This window comes from Heliorestis convoluta (assembly GCF_009649955.1).
GTDB classification, from domain to species: Bacteria; Bacillota; Desulfitobacteriia; order Heliobacteriales; family Heliobacteriaceae; genus Heliorestis; species Heliorestis convoluta.
The window spans coordinates 2385196-2410530 of the sequence record NZ_CP045875.1 but is presented as its reverse complement, the minus strand read 5'-3'; the positions used below and the strand labels follow the sequence as shown (position 1 = coordinate 2410530).

14 protein-coding genes and 2 pseudogenes are annotated in these 25335 nt (G+C 43.4%); 9 read left to right on the top strand and 7 right to left on the bottom strand.

Annotation, left to right across the window (positions count from 1 at the left end):
* Positions 1-167: 167 nt before the first annotated feature.
* Entirely contained in the window at positions 168-1613 is a 1446-nt protein-coding gene (gene cls, locus FTV88_RS11525) for a cardiolipin synthase (protein ID WP_153725753.1), read from the bottom strand.
* A gap of 328 nt (positions 1614-1941) precedes the next feature.
* Between cls and FTV88_RS11520 the strand changes: the two genes are divergently transcribed.
* From FTV88_RS11520 to FTV88_RS11510, 3 genes are read left to right on the top strand one after another with little or no spacing between them, the layout of a single operon-like run.
* Positions 1942-5031, top strand: a complete 3090-nt coding sequence (locus FTV88_RS11520; RefSeq protein WP_153725752.1) for a methyl-accepting chemotaxis protein — start codon at positions 1942-1944, stop codon at positions 5029-5031.
* A gap of 32 nt (positions 5032-5063) precedes the next feature.
* Complete coding sequence (locus FTV88_RS11515; protein WP_153725751.1) at positions 5064-5876, top strand: CheR family methyltransferase; 813 nt, start codon at positions 5064-5066, stop codon at positions 5874-5876.
* Positions 5873-6946, top strand: coding sequence for a protein-glutamate methylesterase/protein-glutamine glutaminase (locus FTV88_RS11510; RefSeq protein ID WP_153725750.1), 1074 nt, complete (start codon positions 5873-5875; stop codon positions 6944-6946). The genes FTV88_RS11515 and FTV88_RS11510 overlap by 4 nt, the downstream gene beginning before the upstream one ends.
* Positions 6947-7081: 135 nt before the next feature.
* Here the strand turns inward: FTV88_RS11510 and FTV88_RS11505 are convergent, their stop codons facing one another.
* The 6 genes and pseudogenes from FTV88_RS11505 to FTV88_RS11480 form a co-directional block, all read right to left on the bottom strand.
* Positions 7082-8566 (bottom strand): glutamate synthase subunit beta, encoded by a 1485-nt coding sequence (locus FTV88_RS11505; protein WP_153725749.1) that lies wholly within the window; start codon positions 8564-8566, stop codon positions 7082-7084.
* A 45-nt stretch (positions 8567-8611) separates the two neighbouring features.
* A pseudogene (locus FTV88_RS11500) lies at positions 8612-9943 on the bottom strand (GltB/FmdC/FwdC-like GXGXG domain-containing protein); the annotation flags it as partial.
* A gap of 95 nt (positions 9944-10038) precedes the next feature.
* Positions 10039-13515: pseudogene (gltB, locus tag FTV88_RS11495) on the bottom strand (glutamate synthase large subunit); the annotation flags it as partial.
* 176 nt (positions 13516-13691) lie between these two features.
* Positions 13692-15404, bottom strand: coding sequence for a two-component system response regulator (locus FTV88_RS11490; protein WP_153725746.1), 1713 nt, complete (start codon positions 15402-15404; stop codon positions 13692-13694).
* 36 nt (positions 15405-15440) lie between these two features.
* Complete coding sequence (locus tag FTV88_RS11485; RefSeq protein WP_153725745.1) at positions 15441-16769, bottom strand: sensor histidine kinase; 1329 nt, start codon at positions 16767-16769, stop codon at positions 15441-15443.
* Positions 16759-17883, bottom strand: a complete 1125-nt coding sequence (locus FTV88_RS11480) for an FIST signal transduction protein (RefSeq protein ID WP_162008012.1) — start codon at positions 17881-17883, stop codon at positions 16759-16761. Before FTV88_RS11480 ends, FTV88_RS11485 begins: the two co-directional genes overlap by 11 nt.
* Before the next feature lie 259 nt (positions 17884-18142).
* Here FTV88_RS11480 and FTV88_RS11475 point away from each other — a divergent pair, with 259 nt between their 5' ends.
* From FTV88_RS11475 to gdhA, 6 genes are all read left to right on the top strand, one after another.
* Positions 18143-18889: a hypothetical protein gene (locus FTV88_RS11475; RefSeq protein WP_153725743.1), complete on the top strand. Its 747-nt coding sequence runs from the start codon at positions 18143-18145 to the stop codon at positions 18887-18889.
* A gap of 262 nt (positions 18890-19151) precedes the next feature.
* A complete protein-coding gene (locus tag FTV88_RS11470) occupies positions 19152-19712 on the top strand; it encodes an NADH-quinone oxidoreductase subunit NuoE family protein (RefSeq protein ID WP_153725742.1) in 561 nt (186 codons plus the stop codon).
* A 13-nt stretch (positions 19713-19725) separates the two neighbouring features.
* Positions 19726-21621 carry an NADH-quinone oxidoreductase subunit NuoF gene (locus FTV88_RS11465; RefSeq protein WP_153725741.1) on the top strand — a complete coding sequence of 632 codons (1896 nt, stop codon included), beginning with the start codon at positions 19726-19728 and terminating at the stop codon, positions 21619-21621.
* A 26-nt stretch (positions 21622-21647) separates the two neighbouring features.
* On the top strand, positions 21648-22034 hold the full coding sequence (locus tag FTV88_RS16180) for a 2Fe-2S iron-sulfur cluster-binding protein (RefSeq protein WP_368277320.1): 387 nt from the start codon (positions 21648-21650) through the stop codon (positions 22032-22034).
* Positions 21986-23545, top strand: coding sequence for a [FeFe] hydrogenase, group A (locus FTV88_RS11460; protein WP_368277318.1), 1560 nt, complete (start codon positions 21986-21988; stop codon positions 23543-23545). Before FTV88_RS16180 ends, FTV88_RS11460 begins: the two co-directional genes overlap by 49 nt.
* A gap of 275 nt (positions 23546-23820) precedes the next feature.
* Positions 23821-25173, top strand: coding sequence for an NADP-specific glutamate dehydrogenase (gdhA, locus tag FTV88_RS11455; protein WP_153726635.1), 1353 nt, complete (start codon positions 23821-23823; stop codon positions 25171-25173).
* Positions 25174-25335 lie beyond the last annotated feature (162 nt).

Here is a 25335-nt window from a genome sequence, read left to right as displayed (position 1 = left end):
ACTCCTTCCTTGCTATCTATTCTTCTTTTTATTATATAACCAGGGCCCTTCTTCGCGAAGAGGAATTGCAAGATCCTGCACATAGCCTTTTTAAGGCAAGAAAAAAGACTTGCAATCATAGATACAGTGCAAGTCTTGCCTGACTTCTTCCTTATGAAAGAAATTTGCTACAAAATAGGTGATAAAAGTCTCGCCAATGACTCTTTCATACGAATGGTAAAAGGCTGATTGTCATATTCATCTAAAGTAACTTCTCCACAGTTTCTGGCATCTTGAAAGAAGATTTCATTTAGCTGCTTCGTCGTTGCTGAATCATAGATAAAAGCATTGATTTCAAAGTTAAGCTTAAAACTGCGAATATCAATATTGGCCGAACCGATGGAGCTTACTTTGCCATCAATGGTCATGACTTTAGCGTGAAGAAAGCCTTTCTCGTAAAGATAACACTTCACACCGCTTGCTAACAGTTCTCCTAGGTAAGAGTGGGAAGCCCAGTAGATCAGCATATGATCAGACTTACTCGGTAACATAATACGCACATCAACACCGGACAAAGCTGCAATTTTTAGCGCTGCTAGCAAGCTATCATCGGGAATAAAATACGGCGTCTGAATATAAATACTCTCTTTGGCGGAATGAATCATTTTCAGATAGCCATTCTTAATATGCTGCCATTCTGAAGTAGGTCCACTAGAAACAATCTGCATACCAATCGAGCCTGCTTTTTCAGGCTTGGGAAAGTAGGCGGGACTGAATTCAATGCGAGAAGGTGAGGAAAGATTCCAGTCTAAGATAAAGCGAGCTTGCATCATATGAACAGCACTGCCCGTTACTTTCAAGTGACTATCTCGCCAGTAACCCAAGTGCTTGTCAAGTCCTAGATATTCATCGCCAATGTTAAAGCCACCTACAAAGCCATGAACTCCATCGATGATGACAAGCTTGCGATGATTGCGATAATTCAGTCGTATGTTTACATAGGGAATGCGTGAAGGGAAAAAAGCCCTCACTTCACCGCCTGCTTCAATCAATTGATTGATAAAAGTTTTATGCAATCCAGAAGATCCCACATGATCATAAAGAACGCGTACCTGTACTCCCTCTTTTGCTTTTCTGATTAAAGCTTCTAAAATTTTTTTGCCAATAGAATCATTTCGTACAATATAGTAAAGCAAATGAATATGATCCTTTGCCTTTTCTATCGATTGTAACAACGAATGAAACTTGCTTTGTCCCTCTGTATAAATCTCTACAGAATTGTCTTGCGTATAAATGGCATAGTTGCTATTAAGATTCATAAAAATCATATCTTGATAGCAAAGCGTTTCCGGATCCTTGTAGGCCATCTCCCCTTGAAGCAACAAGCTTTTTTGTTTATCTACTCGCTTTTCAATGGCTTTGATTTCTTCTTCTTTGATCTTGAAAATTCTTCGTCTTCTCAAACTTTGTCCCAGGACCAAGTAAAGCAAAAAACCAATCCCAGGAAGAAAGAGAAGTACCATTAACCAGGCCCAGGTAGCTGCTACGTTTCTTCTCTCTAGAAAAATAACAACTATGGCCGAAATAATGTTTAAGGGGTATAAAAAAGTATTAAGCTCTTCCAGTGTTGTCAACAGGCGAACACCTCGGCTATATTACAGAATCAACATCATTGTAACCGACAGGAGTAAAGTTCGCAAAAAAAATCGATATTCTTCGAACTATCTAAAGGATTTCCAAGGCGCTACCTTCTTCTATTTATTGTAACCGAATCCAGTAAAGTTCTCTCTAGTAAATAATTAAAAGGTTCTTTTTCTTCTTTACGGGACTGGTTAAAAAGCCGAACGATTGCTAAAGGTATAATTTTAATTTATAATGTGTACAAGCGCAAGTCTATTATTAAATCGTTCAGAAGGTGCCCACATAAGTGATTATTACAACTAACCACAAGGAGGTTTCCTTATGAGTTTTTCAAAAAAGATGGCCTTGCGATTTATGGCAACATCGGGACTGGCCCATAAAGTTTACATAGCTCATTCCACAGCAAACAAATTAGAGGATAAGCTGGGTAACCTCTCGGCAACAGCAGAACAAATAATAAGTCGCAGTGATGATCCCCTTTCTCTCGTTGATTCTACGAACCAACTTGCAAAAGATCTTTCAAGGTCTATTAAGACAGTTGCTAAAAGCACCGATAAGCTAGCCAAGCAAGTAGAAGAAAGTGAGGCTTCTTTACGTTCCATTGTATCTGCCATTCAAGGTGTTGCAGGAAATAGTGACAGTGCTGCCCGTTCTGTAGAAGAAATTGCCGCCTCCTTCGAAGAAACAAGTCATTCCATTAAAGGCGTTACGACCAACGCAGAAAACCTCACCGCTTTGGCCGAAGAAACAAGCGCCGCCATTCAAGAAGTGGTTGCTTCCATTGGACAAGTTGCTGGCAATAGTGAAAGTACAGCTCGCTCTGTCGAAGAAATTTCTGCAGCCATTGAAGAAATGGGCGTTTCCTTAAAATCTTTAACGAGCAATGCCGATAGTTTGGCACACTCGGCCGAAGAAGCGACCGCTGCTATCCAGGAACTGGTTGCCTCCATTGGGCAAGTTGCTGGCAATAGTGAAAGCACCGCTCGATCTATCGAAGAAATCTCCGCAGCCATTGAAGAAATGGGACAATCCATTAAAGGTGTTGCTGCCAACACCGAGAACCTTACGGCTTCTACAGAAGAAGTTACAGCGGCTGTCCAAGAAGTTGTCGCTTCCATTCAACAAGTGGCGGGTAACGCAGAAAGCACCGCGAGTTCGGTAGAGCAGATCTCTTCTTCCATTGAACAAATGGGTATGTCGATCAAAGGCGTCGCTGGCAATGCCGAAAGCCTAAATAGTTCTGTGCAAGAATCGGCAGCAGCGATTCAAGAAATGGTTGCCTCGATTCAACAAGTGGCTGGCAATGCGGAAAGCACAGCGAGCTCCGTCGAACAAATTTCTTCTTCGATTGAACAAATGGGTTCTTCTATCAAAAGTGTAGCCAACAATTCAGAAAGCTTGAAAGGCTCTTCCGAAGAAGTGGCCGCAGCAGTACAAGAAATGGTCGTATCGATCCAGCAAGTTGCTGGCAACAGTGAAAGCACAGCAAAATCTGTTGAGGAAATTTCCGCATCTATCGAAGAAATGGGGAAATCGATTCAAAGCGTTGCTGGTAATGCAGAGCAATTGCAACGTTCTGCCAAAGACACATCGAATATTGTAGAAGAAATGGCAACATCAATCAATCTTGTAGCCGATAATGCTCAAAATATCAGTCAATTAAGCAATAAAGTACAGTCAGATGCTGTAGATGGCCAAAAAGCTGTAGGAAACACTTTATCGGCCATCCAAGAGATTTCTGAAGTCATTCACGGCGCTGAAACCGTTATGAACGGCTTGGGAAAAAGTTCTGAAAAGATTGGCAGTATCATAGAGGTAATTGACGATATTGCAGCACAAACGAACCTCTTAGCCTTAAACGCTGCTATCGAAGCAGCTAGAGCCGGTGAACATGGCAAAGGCTTTGCTGTAGTCGCTGACGAAGTACGAAAGCTTGCTGAAAGAACAGCGACAGCAACAAAAGAAATTTCTCAACTAATTAAAGGCATTCAAGGCGAAACATCGAGCGCCATTAAAGCCATTGAAGTCGGTACAGAAAAAGTAGAGCAAGGCTCACGCCTAAGTGATCAGGCAGGGAAAGCCATTGAGAAAATTGTAGATGGTATTGAAAAGGTAAGTACAGAAATTCGTCAAGTCACTTCTGCCACAGAAAATCAGCGAAAAGATAGCACTCGCATTATTGACGCTGTCAAAGCCGTAAACGATCAAGCTACGATGGTGACAGATGCTACGAGAGAGCAAGCAGTTGGCGTAGAAAGCATTGTTAAAGGTGTGGGCAACGCTCGGGAACAAGTACGTCAAATTACAGTGGCGACAAAAGAGCAAGCGAGTCAAGGACAGACCATTGTAGGTGCCGTTGAAAATGTAGCTCGCCAAGTTGCTCAAGTATCAGCGGCTGTTAAAGAGCAAGCTATCGGGGCTGAAGAAGTCATTAAAGGTGTAGGCAGTGCTCGGGAACAAGTACGACAAATTAATGTAGCTATGCAAGAGCAATCTCTCCAAGGTAAAAACATTGTTCACTCCGTAGAGATGATGCGCAACCAGACCACCCAGGTCACCCTTGCTATTAAAGAACAAGCTGCTGGTGCCGAAGAAGTGATCAAGGGTGTCGGCAATGCTCGCGAACAAGTGCGACAAATTACCGTAGCCATGCAAGAACAAGCCAAGGCAGGCAAAAACATTGCCCTTTCCATGGAAAATGTGAAAAACCAGACAGAACAAACGAGCCAGGTTACACTAGAACAAGCCAAAGGCGTTGAAGATATCATAGTAGGCGTCGTCAGTGCCAGAGAGCAAGTCCGACAAATTACGGTGGCCGTCAAAGAGCAAGCACAACAAGGCAAGCATATCGTTGATGCTGTCTCTTCTGTTACCAATCAAGTAAGACAAGTTCGCCAAGCCATTCAAGAGCAGACAGCTAGCGCTGCTGAAATCGTAGCAGGGATTAACAATGCTCGCGAACAAGTTCGTCAAATCACAACTGCTGTTAAAGAACAAGCCAAAGAAGGCCGCAATATTACAGGCGCCGCCGAAAAAGTAACGAACCAAGCTGCCGAAATTGCTGCTGCAACAGAAGAGCAAGCCAACGTAGTCACTACGAATGCGAAAGCCGTGGCAAACACGAAGGATCAAGTCCGCCAGATTACAGCAGCCATGAAAGAACAAGCGATGAAGATAGAAGATTTAACGCGTCACCTTGCAGGTTTGTCAGAACAAGTTGAAGATGTTCATAACACCATAGATAGCCAAGGGGCTGAGATAGATCAAGTAGGCACATTGCTTGCAGAGTTAAAAATGGCTGCAAAAAACAGCAAAGTATTAGAACAGAGCATTCTAGCCAGCAAAGAATTTATCCACTATACGAAAGAAATCAAAGAAGCTTTACATGCATTAGAAGGAAATGAAAACTAATTCATTACTATAAGGGTAGGTAGGTGTCGTTTATGGATCAAATAGGGCTGGCACATTTATCGAAAATGATCTATGAACACTGCGGCATCGATTACAGGAAGCAAGAAGCCACACTCTCTTCTAAGATTGCTAGTCGACTTCGAGAACTAGGTCTAACTAGCAGCGAATACGCAACCTATTTAAAAACCAAAGATACAGAATGGGATAAACTTATTGAGCTCATTACAGTCAATGAGACCTACTTTTTTCGAGAAGATAAAGTCTTAGAAGAATTTCAGAAGCTATTACTTCAGTATCAAAATCGAAGTGTTCATCAACCCCTTCGGATCTGGAGCGCTGCTTGTTCTAGCGGAGAAGAGCCCTATACCTTGGCCATGCTTATTAAAGAAAAAGCTCTTTTCCCACCGGGTGCCGTTCAAATTATTGCCTCTGATATTAATCCAAAAATTCTTCAAAAAGCAAAAAGTGGTCTTTACCACAAGAAATCTCTATCTTTTCGTAAGATGCCAGACACAATGCTTCGTAAATATTTTCTCCCACAAGAAGAAGAGTATCAAATTATTAACGAAGTAAAAGAAATGATTGAGTTTAGAAGACTCAACCTTTTCGACCCCTATCTTGTTGGAAAGATGGAAAAGATAGATATTCTCTTTTGCAGAAATGTATTAATCTACTTTGATGGAAAAGCGATTCAAAAAATTGTCAATTCTTTTGCAGACATTATGAAGCCAGGGGGCTATCTTTTTCTTGGACACGCTGAAACCATCACGGGTACAAGCAGAGCTTTTGAGACAATCTATCAATCCTCTGTCTTTTACTACCGTAGAAAAGGAGAGTGCCCGTGAAAAAATATGGCCTTCTGGTCGTTGACAACTCTTCTTTTATGCGTCGATGCATTAGCTTGATCATAGAAAAAGATCCCGCCTTGTTCGTAATTGCCATCGCTAGAAACGGCAGAGACGCTATTGAAAAAATTGAACGATTACAGCCTGATCTGGTAACCATGGACCTAGAAATGCCTGAAATGAACGGCTTAGAAGCCCTTGAAGTGATTATGAAAAAGTGCCCCGTGCCAGTTGTTATGCTAAGCAATCATACGGAAGAAGGAGCCCAGAGCACGATCAAAGCTTTAGAGCTCGGTGCTGTGGACGTCATTCTGAAAAGCCACTTGGTCAGTGATTGTGCCAATCCTGCTGTTATTGCAGACTTTCTCCATCGCATTAAGTCCCTGGCCAAAGAAGCTAGTATCAAAAAAGAAAAGCTTGCCTTGCAAGCGCAAGAAGAGTCCTTTGTAGAGCAGAAAAAAGTTGTAACGGTTCGAGAAAAACCATTCGTCAACGGCGCCTGCAAACTCCTTATTATTGGCTCTTCCACCGGTGGGCCCTCAGCCCTGCAATCGATTCTTCCTCGCTTTTCCAAAGATACAGCCATTCCTATCGTAGTCTTGCAACACATGCCAGAAGGGTTTACCAAAGCACTGGCTGAGCGATTTAATAATTTTTGTCAGCTTCCTGTAAAAGAAGCGGAAAAAGGTGAGTACTTACTACCCGGGCGCATCTATATTGGTCCTGCTGGCTTTCAGACCCGGCTACAGCAAGACCAAGATGGCTCTGTATATTTTCATGTTTACACAACAGAGTCAGAGTCTCATCTGTATAAGCCTTCCATTAACATTACATTGTTTTCGGCGGCTCCCATTTATCGTGAAAACTTATTAACGGTTATCTTAACAGGCATGGGGAACGATGGCATGGAAGGTTGCAAAAAAGTAAAGCACTATCAAGGCACTGTCATTGTGGAAGCAGAAGAATCTTGTATCGTCTATGGTATGCCAAAAGCAGTTCATGAAGCAGGTTATGCTGATATTAAAGTACCGCTACCCCATATTTATCAACAAGTTTTGCGCTTTATTTAAGATGCTTTCTTTGGAGCAGGCAAAGTTTATTTTGCTTGATGCAAAGAAAGGAATGACGTTTCATAGACTTTCATATGTAAAAGACCTGCAAAAGAGTTTCTCTTCTGCAGGTCTTTTTTACTGAACTATTTTCGTTTAAGGAAGATACGTTTCTCCCATCAGATAGCGATCACATTCCCGCGCTGCTTCTCTGCCTTCATGAATGGCCCAGACGACGAGACTTTGACCACGTCGCATATCACCGGCTGCGAAAATACCTTCTACATTGGTATTATAGGTACCATAAGGTGCTTTTGCATTGGAACGTTCGTCTCGCTCTATGCCAAGTTGATCGAGCAAGAGCTTCTCAGGTCCCGTAAAGCCCATTGCCAATAGAACAAGCTCTGTTGACCATACTTTTTCTGTCCCTGCAATTTCCTGTGGCATACATCGCCCCGTCTCTCCTTGGACCCACTCTACTTGTACGGTGTGAACCGCTTTTACTCGACCTTGTTCGTCACCTTCAAATTTTTTGGTCATTATACAGTATTGCCTTGGATCGGCACCGTAGAGAGCCGCTGCTTCTTCTTGGCCATAGTCAACTTTTAAGATGCGGGGAAACTCCGGCCAAGGATTGCTCTCCTTTCTAGCGGAAGGCAATTCTGGCATGATTTCGAATTGTAAAACGCTGCGACAGCGATGGCGCAGTGAAGTTGCCACACAATCAGTGCCTGTATCGCCGCCTCCGATGACGATAACATCTTTCTCTGCCGCTGAAATAAAGCGACCATCGCTATGATTCGAATCGAGGAGGCTGCGAGTATCGGCTGTGAGAAATTCCACAGCCGAATAAATTCCTTGTAGTTGTCGCCCTTCAACAGGTAAATCTCGAGGTTCCGTTGCACCACCACAAAGGACAATCGCATCAAAGTCTTCCTGAAGCTTTTTCGCTTCTATATCTCTTCCTACTTCTGTATTCGTAACAAAGACGATACCTTCTGCCTTCATAAGATCGGCACGGCGTTGCACCACTTTTTTGTCAAGCTTCATATTGGGAATGCCATAGGTGAGCAATCCACCAACACGATCAGACCGCTCAAAGACTGTTACGCTGTGGCCTGCTTTGTTTAATTGATCAGCACAGGCTAGTCCGGCAGGACCGGAGCCAACGACGGCTACTCTTTTGCCGCTGCGCTGTTGAGGTGGTTGAGGAACAACCCAACCTGCGTCAAAAGCTCTATCTATAATGGAACATTCAATATTCTTAATTGTAACGGCTTCTTCTACCAGGCCAGCTGTACAAGCGCCTTCACATAAAGCGGGGCAAACTCGACCTGTAAATTCGGGAAAGTTATTGGTACGTAGCAATCGTTGCAATGCTTCTTTCCATAAACCACGATAGACCAGATCGTTCCATTCAGGAATTAAGTTATGAATCGGACAACCTGAAGCACTACCATTGATCATGATCCCTGTATGACAGTAAGGGGTACCGCAGGCCATACAACGAGCGCCCTGTCTTTTCAGCTCTTCTTCTGAAAGTGACAGATGAAACTCCCGCCAGTCTTGAATGCGCTCTTGCGGAGACCGATCGGACGGCAATTCTCGTCGGTAGTCCATAAAACCGGTTGGTTTTCCCATCAGCTATTCCTCCAAACTTTCTAAATTACAGCATACAGCAGGTTATTAATTGCCGCCGATACGGGACAAGTCGCCCTTGTTTTCTTCAAAGGCAGCCATAATCGCTTCGTCGCCGCAATAACCAGCCTGACAGGCTCGCTCGATGGCTTCGAGCATTCGCTTGTAATCTTTCGGAATGACGCGTACAAAGGAAGGTAGCATCGCATTCCAATTTTGAAGGATTCTCTTCGCTACAGAGCTATCCGTATAGACTGCATGATTCTCGATCATATTCCGAACTTCTGTAATTTCTTGCTTATCAACAAGATCTTCTAACAAAACCATGTCTTGATTACAATGTCTAGCAAATTCACCGCTTTGATCAAGCACATAGGCAATTCCGCCAGACATGCCAGCTGCAAAGTTCCGGCCAGTCTCTCCCAGCACGACAACACGGCCTCCGGTCATATACTCACAACCGTGATCGCCCAGACCTTCTACAACCGCTTTTACACCGCTGTTGCGTACACAGAACCGTTCTCCTGCGATACCACGGATGTAAGCTTCTCCGGCTGTGGCACCGTAAAAAGCGACGTTGCCAATAATTATGTTATCTTCCGCTACAAATGAAGCTTCGCGAGGTGGATAGACGATAATCTTTCCGCCTGATAGCCCCTTGCCTACATAGTCGTTGGCATCTCCTTCCAGTTCCAGCGTCATACCAGGTGGTACAAAAGCGCCAAAACTTTGACCGGCCGAGCCAGTAAATTCTAATGAAATAGTATCTTCAGGCAGTCCATTGACGCCATAGCGCTCTGTTACTTGATGCCCGACCATGGTACCGACAACACGGTTGATATTGCAAATCGGCAAGCGAGCTTCCACTTTTTCTCCTTTTTCCAAAGCAGGGCGGCAAAGATCCATCAACTGTTGACGATCAAGGGCTTGATCAAGAGCGTGATCTTGTTCTACCTGACAATAAGAGCCTACATTTTCAGAAAGAGTAGGCTGATACAGTAAGGGCGTCAAATCAAGGGCCGTCGCTTTCCAGCGAGTCATTGCTTCGCCTACTTCCAGTTTATCAGTACGGCCAATCATTTCATTGACACTGCGAAAACCCAATTCTGCCATGATTTCGCGCATTTCTTGGGCAATAAAATGCATATAGTTAACCAGATGTTCTGGTTTCCCCTGAAAGTTTTTGCGTAGTTCGGGATTTTGTGTCGCCACACCGACGGGGCATGTGTCAAGCTGACAAACGCGCATCATGACACAACCTAAGACGACGAGAGCGGCTGTACCGAAAGCATACTCTTCGGCACCTAGCAATGCTGCAATGGCCAAATCGCGTCCTGTCATCAGCTTGCCATCGGTTTCAACAACAATCCGATTGCGGAGTGCGTCTCTGAAACGTTAAAAAACTAAGGTACCGTATAACGTTAGTTAAACCGTACGACTAGTTCTGGTTACCCCTGAAAGTTTTTGCGTAGTTCGGGATTTTGTGTCGCCACACCGACGGGGCATGTGTCAAGCTGACAAACGCGCATCATGACACAACCTAAGACGACGAGAGCGGCTGTACCGAAAGCATACTCTTCGGCACCTAGCAATGCTGCAATGGCCAAATCGCGTCCTGTCATCAGCTTGCCATCGGTTTCAACAACAATCCGATTGCGTAGATCATTCAGCACCAGCGTCTGGTGTGTCTCAGCCAGCCCCAATTCCCAAGGGAGTCCCGCATGCTTAATACTGGTTCGTGGCGAGGCACCGGTACCTCCGTCATAGCCGCTAATCAGAACAACGTCAGCTCGACCTTTGGCCACACCGGCGGCAATGGTACCAACACCCACTTCAGAAACAAGCTTTACGTTAATTCGCGCTTTCGGATTGGCATTTTTTAGATCGTGAATCAACTCGGCCAAATCTTCGATAGAGTAGATATCATGATGGGGTGGTGGAGATATGAGACCTACGCCTGGTGTAGAATTTCGGCAATTGGCTACCCAGGGATAGACTTTGCCACCAGGCAACTGGCCACCTTCACCCGGTTTTGCGCCTTGGGCCATTTTGATCTGAATTTCATCGGCATTGGCCAGATAATGAATGGTTACACCAAAGCGACCCGAAGCTACTTGCTTTATGGCACTGCGTCGGCTGTCTCCATTGGCATCGGCTGTAAAGCGATCTGCTTCTTCCCCACCTTCACCGGTATTGCTTTTTCCCCCAATGCGATTCATTGCAATTGCCATGGCTTCGTGCGCTTCTTTGCTGATCGAGCCGTAGGACATAGCACCGGTCTTAAAGCGGCGACAAATCGACTCGACAGACTCTACCTCGTCGATGGAAATAGAGGAACCTTTTTTGAACTGAAAAAAACCACGCAATTTACTTCGCCTTGTTGTTTCCTCGTCTAGGTATTGAGAGTATTTTTTGAAAAGTTGATAATCACCGTTGCGACAGGACTGTTGCAGCATTTGAATCGTTTCTGGATTAAAAAGGTGTTCTTCTCCATCATGGCGCCACTGTAGATCAGAGCCGGAGTCAAGGCTGCGTTCACAGCCTTTTACACTGACAAATGCACTTTGATGTCGCATCTCTACTTCTTGGGCAATCTCGTTGAGTCTAATACCGCCAATGCGAGAAGCCGTCCACGTAAAGTACTTATCAATGACGGTACTGTGAATGCCCAATGCTTCAAAAATCTGAGCACCACGGTAACTCTGAATGGTAGATATGCCCATCTTAGACAAGACTTTTACAACGCCTTTGGTGGCTGCTTTGATGTAGTTCTTCACCGCTTGTTCTGATGTCACACCCGTTAATAGGCCCTGCCTTACCATGTCTTCGATCGTTTCAAAAGCCAGATAAGGATTAATGGCACTGGCTCCGTAGCCGATAAGCACAGAGAAATGGTGTACTTCTCGAGGCTCTCCTGATTCTACAAGTAAGCCAACACGAGTGCGCGTTCCCTGACGAATTAAATGATGGTGCAATCCGCTTACGGCCAGCAAAGCAGGTATGGGTGACATTTGCTCATTGATAGCGCGATCGGAAAGAATAAGTAAGTTGGTTCCTTCATCAATTGCTCGATCGGCTGCTTGAAACAATGACTCTAGAGCTTCTTCTAAGCCCCTTCCACCACTACCAGCAGGGTAAAGAATTGGCAAAGTCAAAGCATGAAAACCGCTGCGATTGATATGGCGAAGTTTGGCCAATTCTGCATTGCTTAAAATGGGCGTTTGGAGGCTTATGTGGCGGCAGCTTTCTGGCTCTGGGTCAATCAAGTTCTTCTCAGAACCAATGGTCGTTATCGTAGAAGTAATCAACTCTTCTCGAATGGCATCAATTGGTGGATTGGTAACCTGAGCAAAAAGTTGCTTAAAGTAATCATAAAGTAGGCAAGATTTTTCAGACAAAACAGCAAGCGGCCCATCATAGCCCATGGAACCAACGGGATCAACGCCGTTTTTCGCCATAGGTTCTAAGACCTTTGTTAAAACTTCGTAGGTATAATTAAATACCTGTTGACGCGTCAAAATATCGAGACAAGAAGGTGTTTGACGATTATCAACATGCCTTTCTTCATAGAAAGAAGGCGCCTCCGGTAAATCTTTCAAGTCTATTAAGTGCTCTTGAAGCCATTGGCCATAGGGTTGGGCTGATGCATATTGATTCTTGATTTCCTCATCTGTAATAATCCGCCCTTGCTCTGTGTCTACAACAAGCATTCGCCCGGGATGTAAGCGTTCTTTACAAACGATTTTTTCAGGAGCAATATCGAGGACACCTACTTCAGAAGCAAGTACGATCAGATCATCGTCGGTTACATAATAGCGAGCAGGTCGCAAACCGTTGCGATCTAAAGAAGCTCCAATAACTTTTCCATCGGTGAATGCAATGGCTGCTGGGCCATCCCAAGGCTCCATAAGGCAACTATGATACTCATAAAAAGCGCGAATCTTTTCTGGCATGCTTTCATGATTGGCCCAAGGCTCTGGAATCATCATCATAGCCGCATGGGGCAATTCTCGTCCCGCAAGAACAAGCAGTTCAAAGCAGTTGTCAAACATGGCCGAATCACTGCCGTCGTTGTCAATGACTGGCAAAATTTTTGCCATATCATCACCGAATAGTTCAGAGCGACAGAGTGCTTGGCGGGCATGCATCCAGTTCACATTGCCCCGTAAGGTGTTAATTTCACCGTTGTGAATGATGTAGTGGTAAGGATGGGCTCTCTCCCAACTGGGAAAGGTATTGGTGCTAAAACGAGAATGGACAAGGGCAATGGCAGTCTCCAAAGAAGGATCTTGTAGTTCAAGGTAAAACCGATCCACTTGTTCTGGCGCCAACATTCCTTTATACACAATCGTTCGAGAAGAAAAGCTTGCTGCATAGAAAAATTCACCACCGGCCATGCCATCACGGCGAATCTCCTTTTCTGCTCGCTTGCGAATCACATAAAGTTTGCGCTCAAAAGTCAACGGATCGATACAAGGGTTAGCAGATTCAACAAAAACCTGGGCAATGTAAGGTTGCACCTCTTTGGCACAAGTCCCTAAGGTGCTATTATCGGTTGGCACAGCACGCCAACCTAGCAAGTGCTGCCCCTCTTCTTTGATAATACGTTCTAAAGCCTGCTGACATTGTTCACGTTCCTTCTGGTCCGGCGATAGAAAGAGCATGCCGATACCGTACTTACCAGGCTCAGGCAATTGAAAACCGAGTTGACTACAAGCTTCACGGAAAAAATCATGAGGGATCTGCATTAAAATTCCAGCACCATCGCCTGTGTTGGCATCGCTGCCACGAGCCCCTCGATGATCGAGATTGAGCAATACAGTGAGCGCTTGTTGAACAATGCTATGTGATTTTTTTCCTTTAATATGAGCAACCACCCCGATGCCACAGGCATCATGCTCAAATTGAGGGTCATATAGACCTTGCTTATTTGGATATCCCATTCGTCTCATTACACTGCAACCTCTCTCCCTATTTTTTATGCTTTCTTTTTATTATCCTTCTTTAAGGTTATATTTGTAAAGGCTTTTTGTATAATTAATTGCTAAAAGTTAGGCAAATATCATTCTTTTGGATATAGTATTTTGTATACGATATAAGTATCTGTAAAAGCCAAAGCTCACCCTGATCAGGGTGAGCTTTGGCTTCTTTTTTCTATTTTATTGTCTTCTGAATATTTTGGAAGAGGGCAACTTTCCGGTTTCCCTATGTAGTATCCTTGCGAATAGTTCACTTGTAACTGACGAACTCGTTCCTGGACCTCATCACAGTGCACATACTCAGCAACGGTCTTTATATTTAACTTATTGGCAAAGTCAACGATCGATTCTACAACTGCTTTTGCATTATCATCACAATGAAGATTTTTAATCAAAGTTCCATCAAGCTTCAAGTAGTCAACATCTAGCTGTATGACATGGTAGAAATTTGAATAGCCCGTGCCAAAGTCATCAACGCTAATCTTGCATCCTCTTTTTTTCACTTCTTCAATGAACTCGATCACTTGCTCGTAATTATCGATTCCTTCCGATTCAAGAATCTCAAATATCAGTCTCGGAGCTACATCCATATGGCTATCTATCTGCTGAAAAATATACTCACGCATCTCCTGGTTTAAAATATCTTCCACCGATAAGTTAATCGAGAAATCAGAAGTGCTGTCTCTAAAACATTGAAGGGCTTTTCGAATCACTTCTTTCATAATCAGCAAGTACGTCTTTGTCTTTTTCGCAATCGGCAAGAAGACATTGGGGCTATGAATAACCCCATCTTGATCACGGAGCCGAACGAGACATTCATATTTTGTAATTTGGCCGCTGGTATTGTCTACAATGGGCTGAAAGTACAAAAGAACGCCTTCATTTTGAATTGCTTCTTTGATCTTTTTTAACCAGTGAATATTGTTCTCATACTCTTTAAAAATACTGTGATTTTCTTTATAGATGGCCCATTTTTTATTGTCTGCTCTGGCTTGATTCAACGCAATATCAGCTTGCCGTAGGAGATCGGAGCTATCACCTTTGTCGTTCCAGGCAATACCGACCGTAAAGTTACGGAAGATCTCCCATCCTTCGATCTCAAAAGGCTCACTCTCTAATTTTTTTATAAGCTCTACCATTTCTTCAGCACAGGAATACACGGTAAAAGAATCACTTTCTTGATCTGTTTCTAACAAAATGACAAATTCGTCTCCCTGTAGGCTATAGCAGCTGTAGTTCTTATCGTCGACGTGCTTTTTAATGCGTCTGGCCATTTCACAAATCAATTTATCACCATTGGAAAAGCCATAGACATTGTTAACTTCTTTGAAAAAATCTATATTCAAAAGCATGAGAGCTAAAGGGTTCTTTTCCTCTAGATCTTGTGATAAGGCAAAACGATTGGGCAAGCCTGTTACGTTGTCTATGGACAGTTTGGCCAATTGTTTTAACTTTTTTTCTTTTTCTTGCTCAAGAATCACTTTATGTAGTACTTGCATAAGCTTATCTACGTTGACAGGCTTGATTATAAAGTCGTCCACACCTACTGTAATGGCTCTTAAAAGATTGTCACTATCATTGTGTGCTGAAATCATTATGACGGGCTGATCATAGCGGTTTTCTCCCATGGCCTGTATCATATCGAGACCATTCATATTAGGCATAGCAATATCGGTGAGAATTAGATCTATCTGCTTTGTCTTACTATTAAATAGTTCTAGGCCTTTCTCTCCATCTTCAGCAATATAGACTTTCTGAAAAAAGCGTTTCAAAATCCGCTCCATCTGCATTCTTATGTTTTCATCATCTTCTACAAGTAGAACAGAAAGCTTCTTCGCTTTTTCTTTTAACTCTTTAAGCATAGTCTTTATTCCCCTTCTTCTCCCTTGGTGTCTACTCTATGCTGTTAAGAAATCTCGATCCGTTGGCAGTTTAATCCGAAAGAAAGCACCCTCGCCTTCATTACATACGCTTATCTCACCACGTAAGCTGTCTTCGACAATGCTTTTGCAGATAGATAGGCCTAGCCCTGTGCCTTGCCCTTTTTCTTTTGTTGTAAAATAGGGGTTAAAAATTTTCTCGATTATCTCTTCTGGTATGCCACCGGCATTATCGCGCAGTTCGATAATGTAGCTGCCATCTTTATGAACCCGTGCTTCAACCCTTTTTTCTAGCAATGATCTATCCTTAAAAGCCTGAATGGAGTTTGTGATTAAGTTAAGCAGGATTTGCTGTAGTTCTTTTTTGTAGGTCACCATCCTAAGACCTGCTTCAACCTGCCAGGTAAACATAATATTATGACTAAACAATTGCGCTTGCAGCATCCCCGCAATATCTTGAAAAATATCTTCAATTAGTACTTCGCTTTTTTCCTTGTCATGACGGAAGAAGTCCATAAAGTCGGTAATCGTGTTAGACATATCTTCTGTAAGTTTTAAGATAAAATCGCAGGACTTCTTAATTTCTTCTGGATCTTCTTCTAATTCCAGATCGAGCAAAATGTTAGAAGCAGCCAAGCTAATGCTATTGAGCGGTTGTCTCCACTGGTGTGCAATTGAATTAATAATTTCTCCCATGGCTGCTTGTCGAGCATGTCTTTGTAATATAATATCTTTTTGTCGACTCCTTGTCACTTCCTGCTCAATCTTCTCTGCCAGTGTTTCATTCAAAGTCGATAGTTCCTGCTCTGCCTTTTTCCGCTCTGCAATTTCTATTACAAGCTTTTGGTGAGATAGGCAACCCTCTAGAGATATGGCAAACTTTTTCATCACTTTCTCCAGCTGGTTAATCTCTCGCTCTTCAAAAAAACGGAGCTGATTTTGCATGGTATAGAGCTTTAAGTAGCCAAGGTCAGCGAGCGGAAATATGACATAGGTCCCACCTTTAATATTATTTTCATGAACAAAGTGCCTAAAGTAGGGGTTGTCATAAGAAATGGGTAGATATTTTCTCCCTTGAAAAAAATCTCGTAATTGCTCACACTCATTGATAATACGTTCTCGAACAAAGTAGCGAGGCTTGCCATAGGTGAGAAGAAGATTGTTCTTTTCACCCTGGGGAATGATTTTGTCTTCTCGTATCCAAACGGAGGCAAAACTTAAATTTTTACGGGCCATTAAAATTTTCAAAAAGTTATCACAATTTTTTTCAAGATCTAAAGACTGCCCAATCGATAAGGCCATCTCATAAAGCACTGTTAGATCTTTGAAAATATTGTCATCCTTCATAAAGTATCCCTACTACCATTGTTTTGTTGAAAAACTCCAAAAACCCATCACCGTAGGAAGATATTTCTCCAAGCGTTAGGGCACCCACAGGAAGAGTCGATACCTCTTTTTGCACAATTTCTAATACACCAGACAACTCACGCTCAAAATCTTCTTCCATAAAAAGAACTCGGGAGATACAGTCGAAGATTAAACAGCCACTATAATGACTTTTTGGGTCTCGAAAACAGTCTGCTGCTGCTTGAGCAGCTGCATCAATGAGTTCTTTGTTTTCCCCTTTTAAGATATCTAAAGTGGCATCTTCAGGAACTTCTCCAACACAAATCAAGTGACCTTCTTCATTCACTGCAATGGGATCACGAACGATGCATTCTAGGTTTTCTTTCACCAAACCAAAAGGATATCCTTTCGCTACATCAAAAAAATTATCTTTCGTCAATGTAATGGCAGCATCTTTTTCTACCACTTTTTTGTAGACTTCAAAAGCATTTTCCCAGTTCAGTTGACATATCACATTTTTATGACTTTTCGTTGCCACAAGTAGGCCCTCAACCTTTCTCCAACCATGGCGAACACCTAAGCTAATTCTATGTCGTAAAAAAGCTACAATGGCAGCATCTTGATAAATACCATCTTCCGTAAACAAGCAAGGTTTTTGAACAAAAGACAAAGAACCAGCGCCGCCCCCTACATAATTTACACCGGGCCCAAAATGATCATAGAGAGCTGTCAAAAAGGAAGAGATATGAGAAGTAAGCCCATCAACAAGAACCAGGGCTGTACGATCGATCATTTTTTCTACAAATAACGGCTGGGTAAAAACTTCCGGTAAAACAGGGTCTTCACCATTTAAGCCTTCAACGATATAGGGCTTTTCTTCCAATTCTATTAAGGTAAGCACAGCGCTGTCGTCATACTTCTTATCTCCATAAATAACACTCGAAAAAAGAGCGCCGAAGAAAGGAACCCCTCTTGCTTTTAAGGCCTCCTTCATAGCAGGTAAATCATAAATACCTTTTTCACCGAGCAGCAAAAACAATGTTTTACCAGAAGGAATCGACAATTGATCTACAGCTTCTAGTACTTTCTCATTCGTAGCAGCTTTCACAAGCATGTTCAAGGCCTCTCTTTCGAAGGTTATGTACCTATTGTATCAAAAAGGAACTCTTTTTCCACCTATCTATCAAAGCTTCTTTGAATTATATTAAAAATAAATATTAATTTTAATAAAAACCCTAACTGTAATAAATTCCCTCTATATGATTGAAATCGAAATTTCTTTGTATTACCATGGTTTACTGTAATGCCCACAAAGAACCGAAGTTTTTCTTGGTTTCTAGTGTGGTAAATTGTAATGAAAAAGGGAGAGGACCATGAAGAAGTTATTACTGGTAGGTATACTAGGGCTTTCTTTAGTCTTAACCGCTTGCGGTGGACAAGCACAAGTGGAGGATACTTCCATGCCTGCTGAAGATGTAGAAGTGACACTGAGCAGTACGCCCCAATTAAAAACTTTCAACGATGCCCCTTATATTTATGCTTTTGGCAGTAAAGTCGCCATTGGCTATGATCAACTGATGGCCAACGATGGTATTACAGAAGAGACTTTTGCTGTTGATGGTTTTACCGTTAAAGGCGTCACCAGTGTAGGACCACCAGGACCACCCATCGGCATTAACGCTGACGAAGTCTTCTGGACAGTTCTAGAGCTTGGCGAAAGAGCAGAAGAAGGTACAACTGTATCTTTGGTTGGTGTACTAAAAGATCTTGAAGGTAACGAAATAGCAGGTGTTACTGGTAAAGTACAAAAAATCGAGCAAACATTGAGCCAAGGACTTGACGAAACCTACCCCGCTATCTGGAGCGATGTCGTCATTGACAAAGACTTTGACGGCGACAATTCTGAGCATTTTGATAGAAAAAAAGCAGAGTACACCGTGCTCAATGGTGATGTCGTTGTAACAGAGAAAGTCACCATTGAAAACGTTACCATTCGCGGTTGTGTAACTGTAAAAGATGATGTTACCCTGAAAAATGTAACCATTCAAGGCAACCTCATTGTGGAAGAAGGCGTCAACGTAACGGAAGAAAATGTAGAGCTTTTGGGCGAAAGACTCTAATAACAGAAAAAAACGAACATAAGAAGAATCTCAGACAGTGACCCTCTACTTGTCTGAGATTCTTCTTTGTATATTTTAGCCCAAACAGGTTGATACCATTGATTGAACCTTCTCTCCCTCTCTACCCTTTTAATAACCTTTGCATTTGTACGGACAATCTTTATGCAGAGCAGGGAAACCCTATCTATGTAGCGAAAGAATCTAAAAAATGATTGTTCTTTGCGCCTGCGCGTAGCAAGCAGTTAAGGAGGCGACTCGATTCATGGAATCTCAAAAAGAGTATGTTCATGAACATGAATGGAAAGCACTTGTACGAACCTATGAAGAGCTCATTCCTGATAAAGAAGTAAGAACAAAAATTGATGAAATAATAGAAGAATATAGCGAGCAACCAGGCCAACTGATTCGAGTGTTACAAAGAAGCCAGGAAATAGTAGGCTACTTGCCTGAAGAAGTTCAGTGCTATATTGCCGCTCGCATGGATCTGCCTGTCAGTGAAGTCGCTGGTGTCGTTAGCTTTTATAGCTTATTCTCTACAGAGCCTAAAGGCAAATTTACCATTTCTGTCTGTTTAGGTACGGCTTGCTATGTCAAAGGAGCGCAAGATATTGTTGATGCCATCAAAGAAAATTTATCCATTGACGTAAAAGAAACAACACCCGATGGCCTCTTTACTTTAGAAGGCAGCCGCTGCATTGGTGCCTGTGGCCTAGCGCCGGTACTATCGATCAATGAAAAAATCTATGGTCGCGTCAAAAAAGAAGATATTCCTACTATACTCGCTTCTTATAAAAAAACAGAACCAGAAGAGCCAAAAGAATAAAAGGGGTGTGCCTATGGCTTTGCAAAAAATTCAATCCTTAGAAGATTTGAATCAGATCAAAGAAAAAACACTACCTTTTCTATCGTTGCGCTTACAAAATCATTCTACCGTCCCAGCACCCTATAGCCATAGCATTATGGTCTGTGCAGGAACAGGCTGCTTGTCAAGCAACAGCCAAAAAGTAAAAGACCGCCTTGTCGAAGAAATAAAAAACCGCAAACTACAAGACAAAGTAGAAATCGTCAAAACAGGTTGCTTTGGCTTTTGTGAATTAGGGCCTGTCGTAGTTGTTCATCCCCAGGGCTATTTCTATTGCCGCGTACAGCCAGAAGATGTAACAGAACTTTTTGACAACCATATTGCCCAGGGCAAGCCTGTTCAGCGTCTTCTATATAAAAATCCATCGACCGGTGAAGTTACCGAAAAAATGGATGATAATAAATTTTTCCAACCTCAGACTCGTGTCTCTCTTCGAAACTGTGGCGTTATCAATCCAGAAGAGCTCAAAGAGTATATTGCTCGTGACGGTTATTATGCCTTGGCCAAAGCCTTGATGGAGATGACACCCGAAGAAGTGGTACAAGCTATCACTGCTTCAGAACTCCGCGGTCGTGGCGGTGCTGGCTTTCCTTCAGGCAAAAAGTGGGCTTTTACCGCTTCTGTGCAACAAGAAATGAAGTATGTTGTCTGTAACGCCGATGAAGGCGATCCTGGTGCCTTCATGGATCGCAGTATCTTAGAAGGCGATCCTCATTCTATCCTAGAAGCCATGGCCATTGCAGCCTATGCTGTTGGCGCCAAAGAAGGCTATATCTATGTACGAGCTGAATACCCTGTCGCCGTCGAAAGGCTAGAGCGAGCCATCGAGGACGCTTTGCAAACGGGCTTGCTCGGTGAAAATATTTTAGGAACAGGCTTTTCTTTTACCGTAGAAATTCGCTTAGGCGCCGGTGCTTTTGTCTGTGGCGAAGAAACGGCACTGCTCCGCTCTGTTACAGGCCAGCGCGGGGAACCACGCTCTCGCCCACCTTATCCCGCTGTGTCCGGCCTTTGGGAAAAACCAACGCTTCTTAATAATGTAGAGACCTATGCCAATATTCCTCAGATAATCTTGCAAGGACCTGCCTGGTTTGCCAGTATGGGAACGGAAGGTAGCAAGGGAACGAAGATTTTTTCCTTGGCCGGTAAAATTAATAATACTGGACTTATCGAAGTACCCATGGGCACCACCTTACGGACCATCGTCTATGACATCGGCGGCGGCATTCCTCAAGGTAAATCATTTAAAGCCATCCAAACAGGCGGTCCTTCTGGCGGTTGTTTGCCGACTGAACATCTTGATAAACCGATTGATTATGACAGCTTAACCGAAATTGGCTCCATGATGGGCTCTGGCGGTCTTATCGTCATGGATGAAAGTGACTGTATGGTCGACATTGCTCGCTTTTATCTAGAGTTTACACAAGACGAATCTTGTGGAAAGTGTACGCCTTGTCGCATAGGTACCAAGCGGTTGCTCGAAATAGTGACAGGAATTACAGAAGGGCGTGGTTCTTTATCCGATCTAGATATGCTCGTAGAGTTGGGTCATGACATTCAAGAAGCCTCTCTCTGTGGGCTAGGCCAAACAGCGCCGAACCCTGTATTAAGTACACTTGAGTATTTTCGAGACGAATATGAAGCTCATATCAAAGAAAAGCGTTGCCCTGCCGGTGTATGTAAAGCTTTGGCTCGTCATGAAATTGATCTAGAAAAATGCATCAGCTGTAGCATTTGCACCAAGCATTGCCCCGTACAGGCGATTTCAGGAGAACGTAAGATAAAACCTTTCACCATTAATCCTGACATTTGTACCAACTGTGGTATTTGTGTTGAAAAGTGTCCTCCGAAAGCCATTCTGCGTCGTTAATTTTTTTCAGAACCAGGAGGTTATTTATGCAGAAACGGAATAAGAATCGTCTTTTGACTGTGTCTGAGGAAGATTATGAAGGAGCAAAGACAATGGAAAAGCATGGCTCCCATCGTAATAGCACCAAAGATACTCATTCCAAGGCGACGGAAAAAGTAAAGCTACAAATCGATGGCATTGACGTAGAAGTGGATAAAGGCCTTTCCTTGTTAGAAGCAGCCCGCTCCATCGGTATCAACGTTCCCAGTCTCTGTTATTTGAAAGAAATCAACGAGATTGGCGCTTGTCGTGTGTGTCTCGTTGAAATTGAAGGACAAAGAACGTTGCAAGCCGCCTGTGTCTATCCATCAACAGAAGGCTGGTGGTGCGCACCAATACATCACGGGTTCGCAAGGCACGGCAAAGAACGGTAGAGCTGCTCTTGTCAAACCATCACCGTGAATGTACCACTTGCAACCGCAACCTTAACTGTGAACTGCAAAACGTTGCCGACGATCTGGCCATTCGAGACATTGAACCAACGGGAGAAGTGCGTCGCTACGAGATCCACGAGAACAATCCGGCCATAAAAAGAGACTACAACAAGTGTATTCACTGTCGTCGCTGTGAAAGTATTTGCTCTAAAATGCAAGAGTGTCATGTCTACTCCGCGCAGAATCGAGGTTTTGAAACAGTTATTGCCCCTTCCTTTATGCGCGATCTCGGCGAAGTGGCTTGCATTATGTGTGGTCAATGCGTAATAGCTTGTCCCGTCGGCTCTTTAACAGATAAAGAAAACATGAGCCCTGTCTGGAAAGTCTTGGAGGACCCGAGAAGTCATGTGGTGGTGCAGACAGCTCCTTCTATTCAAGTTACTTTGGGCGAAGAGTTTGGTCTGCCTGTTGGAACCGTCGTTACTGGTAAAATGGTGACGGCTTTGCGGCGACTGGGCTTTGATCAAGTCTTTGCCACTGATTTTGCAGCCGACTTGACAATTATGGAAGAAGCTTATGAGTTTATGGAGCGCTTAGAAGAAGGCAAGCTTCCCTTTCTGACCTCTTGCTGTCCTGGCTGGATCAAGTTTTGCGAACATTTTTATCCACAGTTTATCCCCAATCTATCCACATGCAAATCACCCATGTCCATGTTTGGCTCTTTAACTCGCTATTATCATGGTAAGAAAAGAGATATACCGCCAGAGAACTTGATTTCAGTGGCCATTATGCCTTGTACCGCTAAAAAGTATGAAGCAGCTCGGCCTGAACATAGCGATGGTACACGACCTCATATTGACTATGTTCTAACAACGAGAGAACTGGCCATGATGATTCGGCAAGCAGGCCTTGATTTTGTCAAACTGCCAGACAGTGACTATGATGCTGCTTTAGGCGAATACACCGGTGCTGGTACAATCTTTGGTGCTACTGGTGGTGTTATGGAAGCAGCCCTGCGTACGGCTTATTGGGCCATGAGCAGTGGCAGCAAAAAGATGGAAAATTCACCAGATGAGCAAGTCCGAGAGCAGACTGTAGAGTTTCGTGAGATTCGAGGACAGTCCGGCTTAAAAATATCATCGGTCCGATTGGGTGATCGAGAAATCAAAGTAGCTGTAGCCCACGGCACAGGCAATGCACGACAAATTCTGGATGCTATCATTGCTGGAGAAAAGGTGGATTACGTAGAAATCATGGCTTGTCCCGGTGGTTGTGTTGGCGGTGGCGGCCAACCTATCTTAGGAGGTCGTGATCACCGGAAAATATCTCTCGATTACCGCCATAACCGTTCCGATGCTCTCTACAATATTGACTACAGCAAAAAAATGCGCAACAGCCATGAAAATGCGACCGTAAAAAAACTTTACGACACCTACCTTGGTCACCCCGGCAGTGAAAAAGCCCGCGAAATCTTGCATACCCATTACAAAGCTCGAAATCTCTGGCGTTAGCCACAGTCACACAGTGGGGATGTTTGTCCCCACTGTGTCGTGTACCTTCTCAAGATATCTATCGGTTATTGGTAAGCTTGGTAAGAAATAGGATAAACCTTGTCTGATTATGTTGCAATAACAATTTCCCCAGTCTTTTTTTCATAGTTTTATTCAAAAATATTGTATTAGAACCCACAAAGTCTTTATAATGGACATAAAGTAATAGATGCAGTACTTATTATATATTTATTACTTCTACCAAATAAAGCATCTGCAAGGAGGACGTTTTTTTGATGCCAATCGAAACAAAGGCTTACATCGAAGAACTCTATGAAAAGGTAGAGAAACGCAATCCTTATGAACCTGAGTTTCAACAAGCCGTTAAAGAATTTTTATACTCCCTTGCACCTGTCCTATCTAAGCATCCAGAATACATAGAAGCTGCTATTCTCGAAAGAATGGTAGAGCCTGAAAGACTGATTCTATTTCGAGTACCCTGGGTAGATGATCAAGGTAAGGTACACGTAAACCGTGGCTATCGCGTTCAGTTTAACAGTGCTTTGGGTCCCTATAAAGGTGGAATTCGCTTTCATCCTTCCGTCAATAGCAGCATTATTAAATTTTTGGGCTTTGAGCAAATCTTCAAAAACGCTTTAACGGGGCAACCCATTGGCGGCGGTAAAGGCGGTTCTGATTTCGATCCCAAAGGCAAGTCCGATGGCGAGATTATGCGCTTTGTCCAAAGTTTCATGACGGAACTCTATCGCTACCTCGGTCCCGATGTCGATGTTCCTGCTGGTGATATTGGTGTCGGCGCCAAGGAAGTTGGCTATATGTTTGGTCAATACAAACGCATTCGCGGCGCCTATGAAAATGGCGTGTTAACAGGCAAGGGACTTACCTATGGTGGTAGTCTGGGACGCAAGGAAGCAACTGGCTACGGTACCGTCTACTTTGTGGAAGAAATGCTACGTTCTAAAGACATGAGCTTTGAAGGTCGCACTGTTGTTGTATCAGGCTCGGGGAACGTCGCCATCTATGCCATAGAGAAAGCGCAAGAAAAAGGTGCCAAAGTTGTTGCCTGTAGCGATTCTGGTGGCTATATCTACGATCCAGAAGGCATTAAGCTCGATACGGTCAAGCGTTTAAAAGAAGTTGAGAAAAAGCGTATTAGCGAATACGTCAAAGAACATCCCCAGGCGCAGTATCATCCAGGCTGCAGTGGTATTTGGTCCGTGCCTTGCCATATTGCCTTGCCTTGTGCAACGCAAAATGAAATTGATGAAGCGTCCGCCAAACTGCTTGTCGCCAACGGCCTAATAGCCCTTGGAGAAGGCGCCAATATGCCTTCCACACTAGAAGCCATGGAAGTATATCTCCAAAGTGGTATCTTATATGGTCCTGCCAAAGCAGCCAACGCTGGTGGTGTTGCTGTTTCCGCTTTAGAAATGGCTCAAAATAGCATGCGCTACGCCTGGACCTTCGAAGAAGTCGATCAAAAACTCCAAGTCATCATGAAAAACATTTATGAAAATAGCATGAAAGCGTCTGAAGAATTTGGCCATCCCGGCAACCTTGTTGTAGGCTCTAATATTGCAGGCTTTGTTAAAGTGGCTGATACGATGCTTGCCCAAGGTGTTGTCTAGGTTCAAATTGCTTAAATCGGACGATGTATTTCACATTTTGTGCTACGTCATTGTTGAATGAAAGAAAACAGACCCTGTTCTTATACAGGGTCTGTTTTTTCATCTTTATCTCATGGTTTTAATCACATTACTTTACTTCTTTGTAGCTTTTATAAGTTCTTC

What these genes read in the sequence shown, in the direction of transcription:
- FTV88_RS11520 (WP_153725752.1), top strand. Translation starts at nt 1,942, where the DNA reads ATGAGTTTTTCAAAAAAGATGGCCTTGCGATTTATGGCAACATCGGGA.
- FTV88_RS11515 (WP_153725751.1), top strand. Translation starts at nt 5,064, where the DNA reads ATGGATCAAATAGGGCTGGCACATTTATCGAAAATGATCTATGAACAC.
- FTV88_RS11505 (WP_153725749.1), bottom strand. Translation starts at nt 8,566, where the DNA reads ATGGGAAAACCAACCGGTTTTATGGACTACCGACGAGAATTGCCGTCC.
- FTV88_RS11490 (WP_153725746.1), bottom strand. Translation starts at nt 15,404, where the DNA reads ATGCTTAAAGAGTTAAAAGAAAAAGCGAAGAAGCTTTCTGTTCTACTT.
- FTV88_RS11485 (WP_153725745.1), bottom strand. Translation starts at nt 16,769, where the DNA reads ATGAAGGATGACAATATTTTCAAAGATCTAACAGTGCTTTATGAGATG.
- FTV88_RS11480 (WP_162008012.1), bottom strand. Translation starts at nt 17,883, where the DNA reads ATGCTTGTGAAAGCTGCTACGAATGAGAAAGTACTAGAAGCTGTAGAT.
- FTV88_RS11475 (WP_153725743.1), top strand. Translation starts at nt 18,143, where the DNA reads ATGAAGAAGTTATTACTGGTAGGTATACTAGGGCTTTCTTTAGTCTTA.
- FTV88_RS11470 (WP_153725742.1), top strand. Translation starts at nt 19,152, where the DNA reads ATGGAATCTCAAAAAGAGTATGTTCATGAACATGAATGGAAAGCACTT.
- FTV88_RS11465 (WP_153725741.1), top strand. Translation starts at nt 19,726, where the DNA reads ATGGCTTTGCAAAAAATTCAATCCTTAGAAGATTTGAATCAGATCAAA.
- FTV88_RS16180 (WP_368277320.1), top strand. Translation starts at nt 21,648, where the DNA reads ATGCAGAAACGGAATAAGAATCGTCTTTTGACTGTGTCTGAGGAAGAT.
- gdhA (WP_153726635.1), top strand. Translation starts at nt 23,821, where the DNA reads ATGCCAATCGAAACAAAGGCTTACATCGAAGAACTCTATGAAAAGGTA.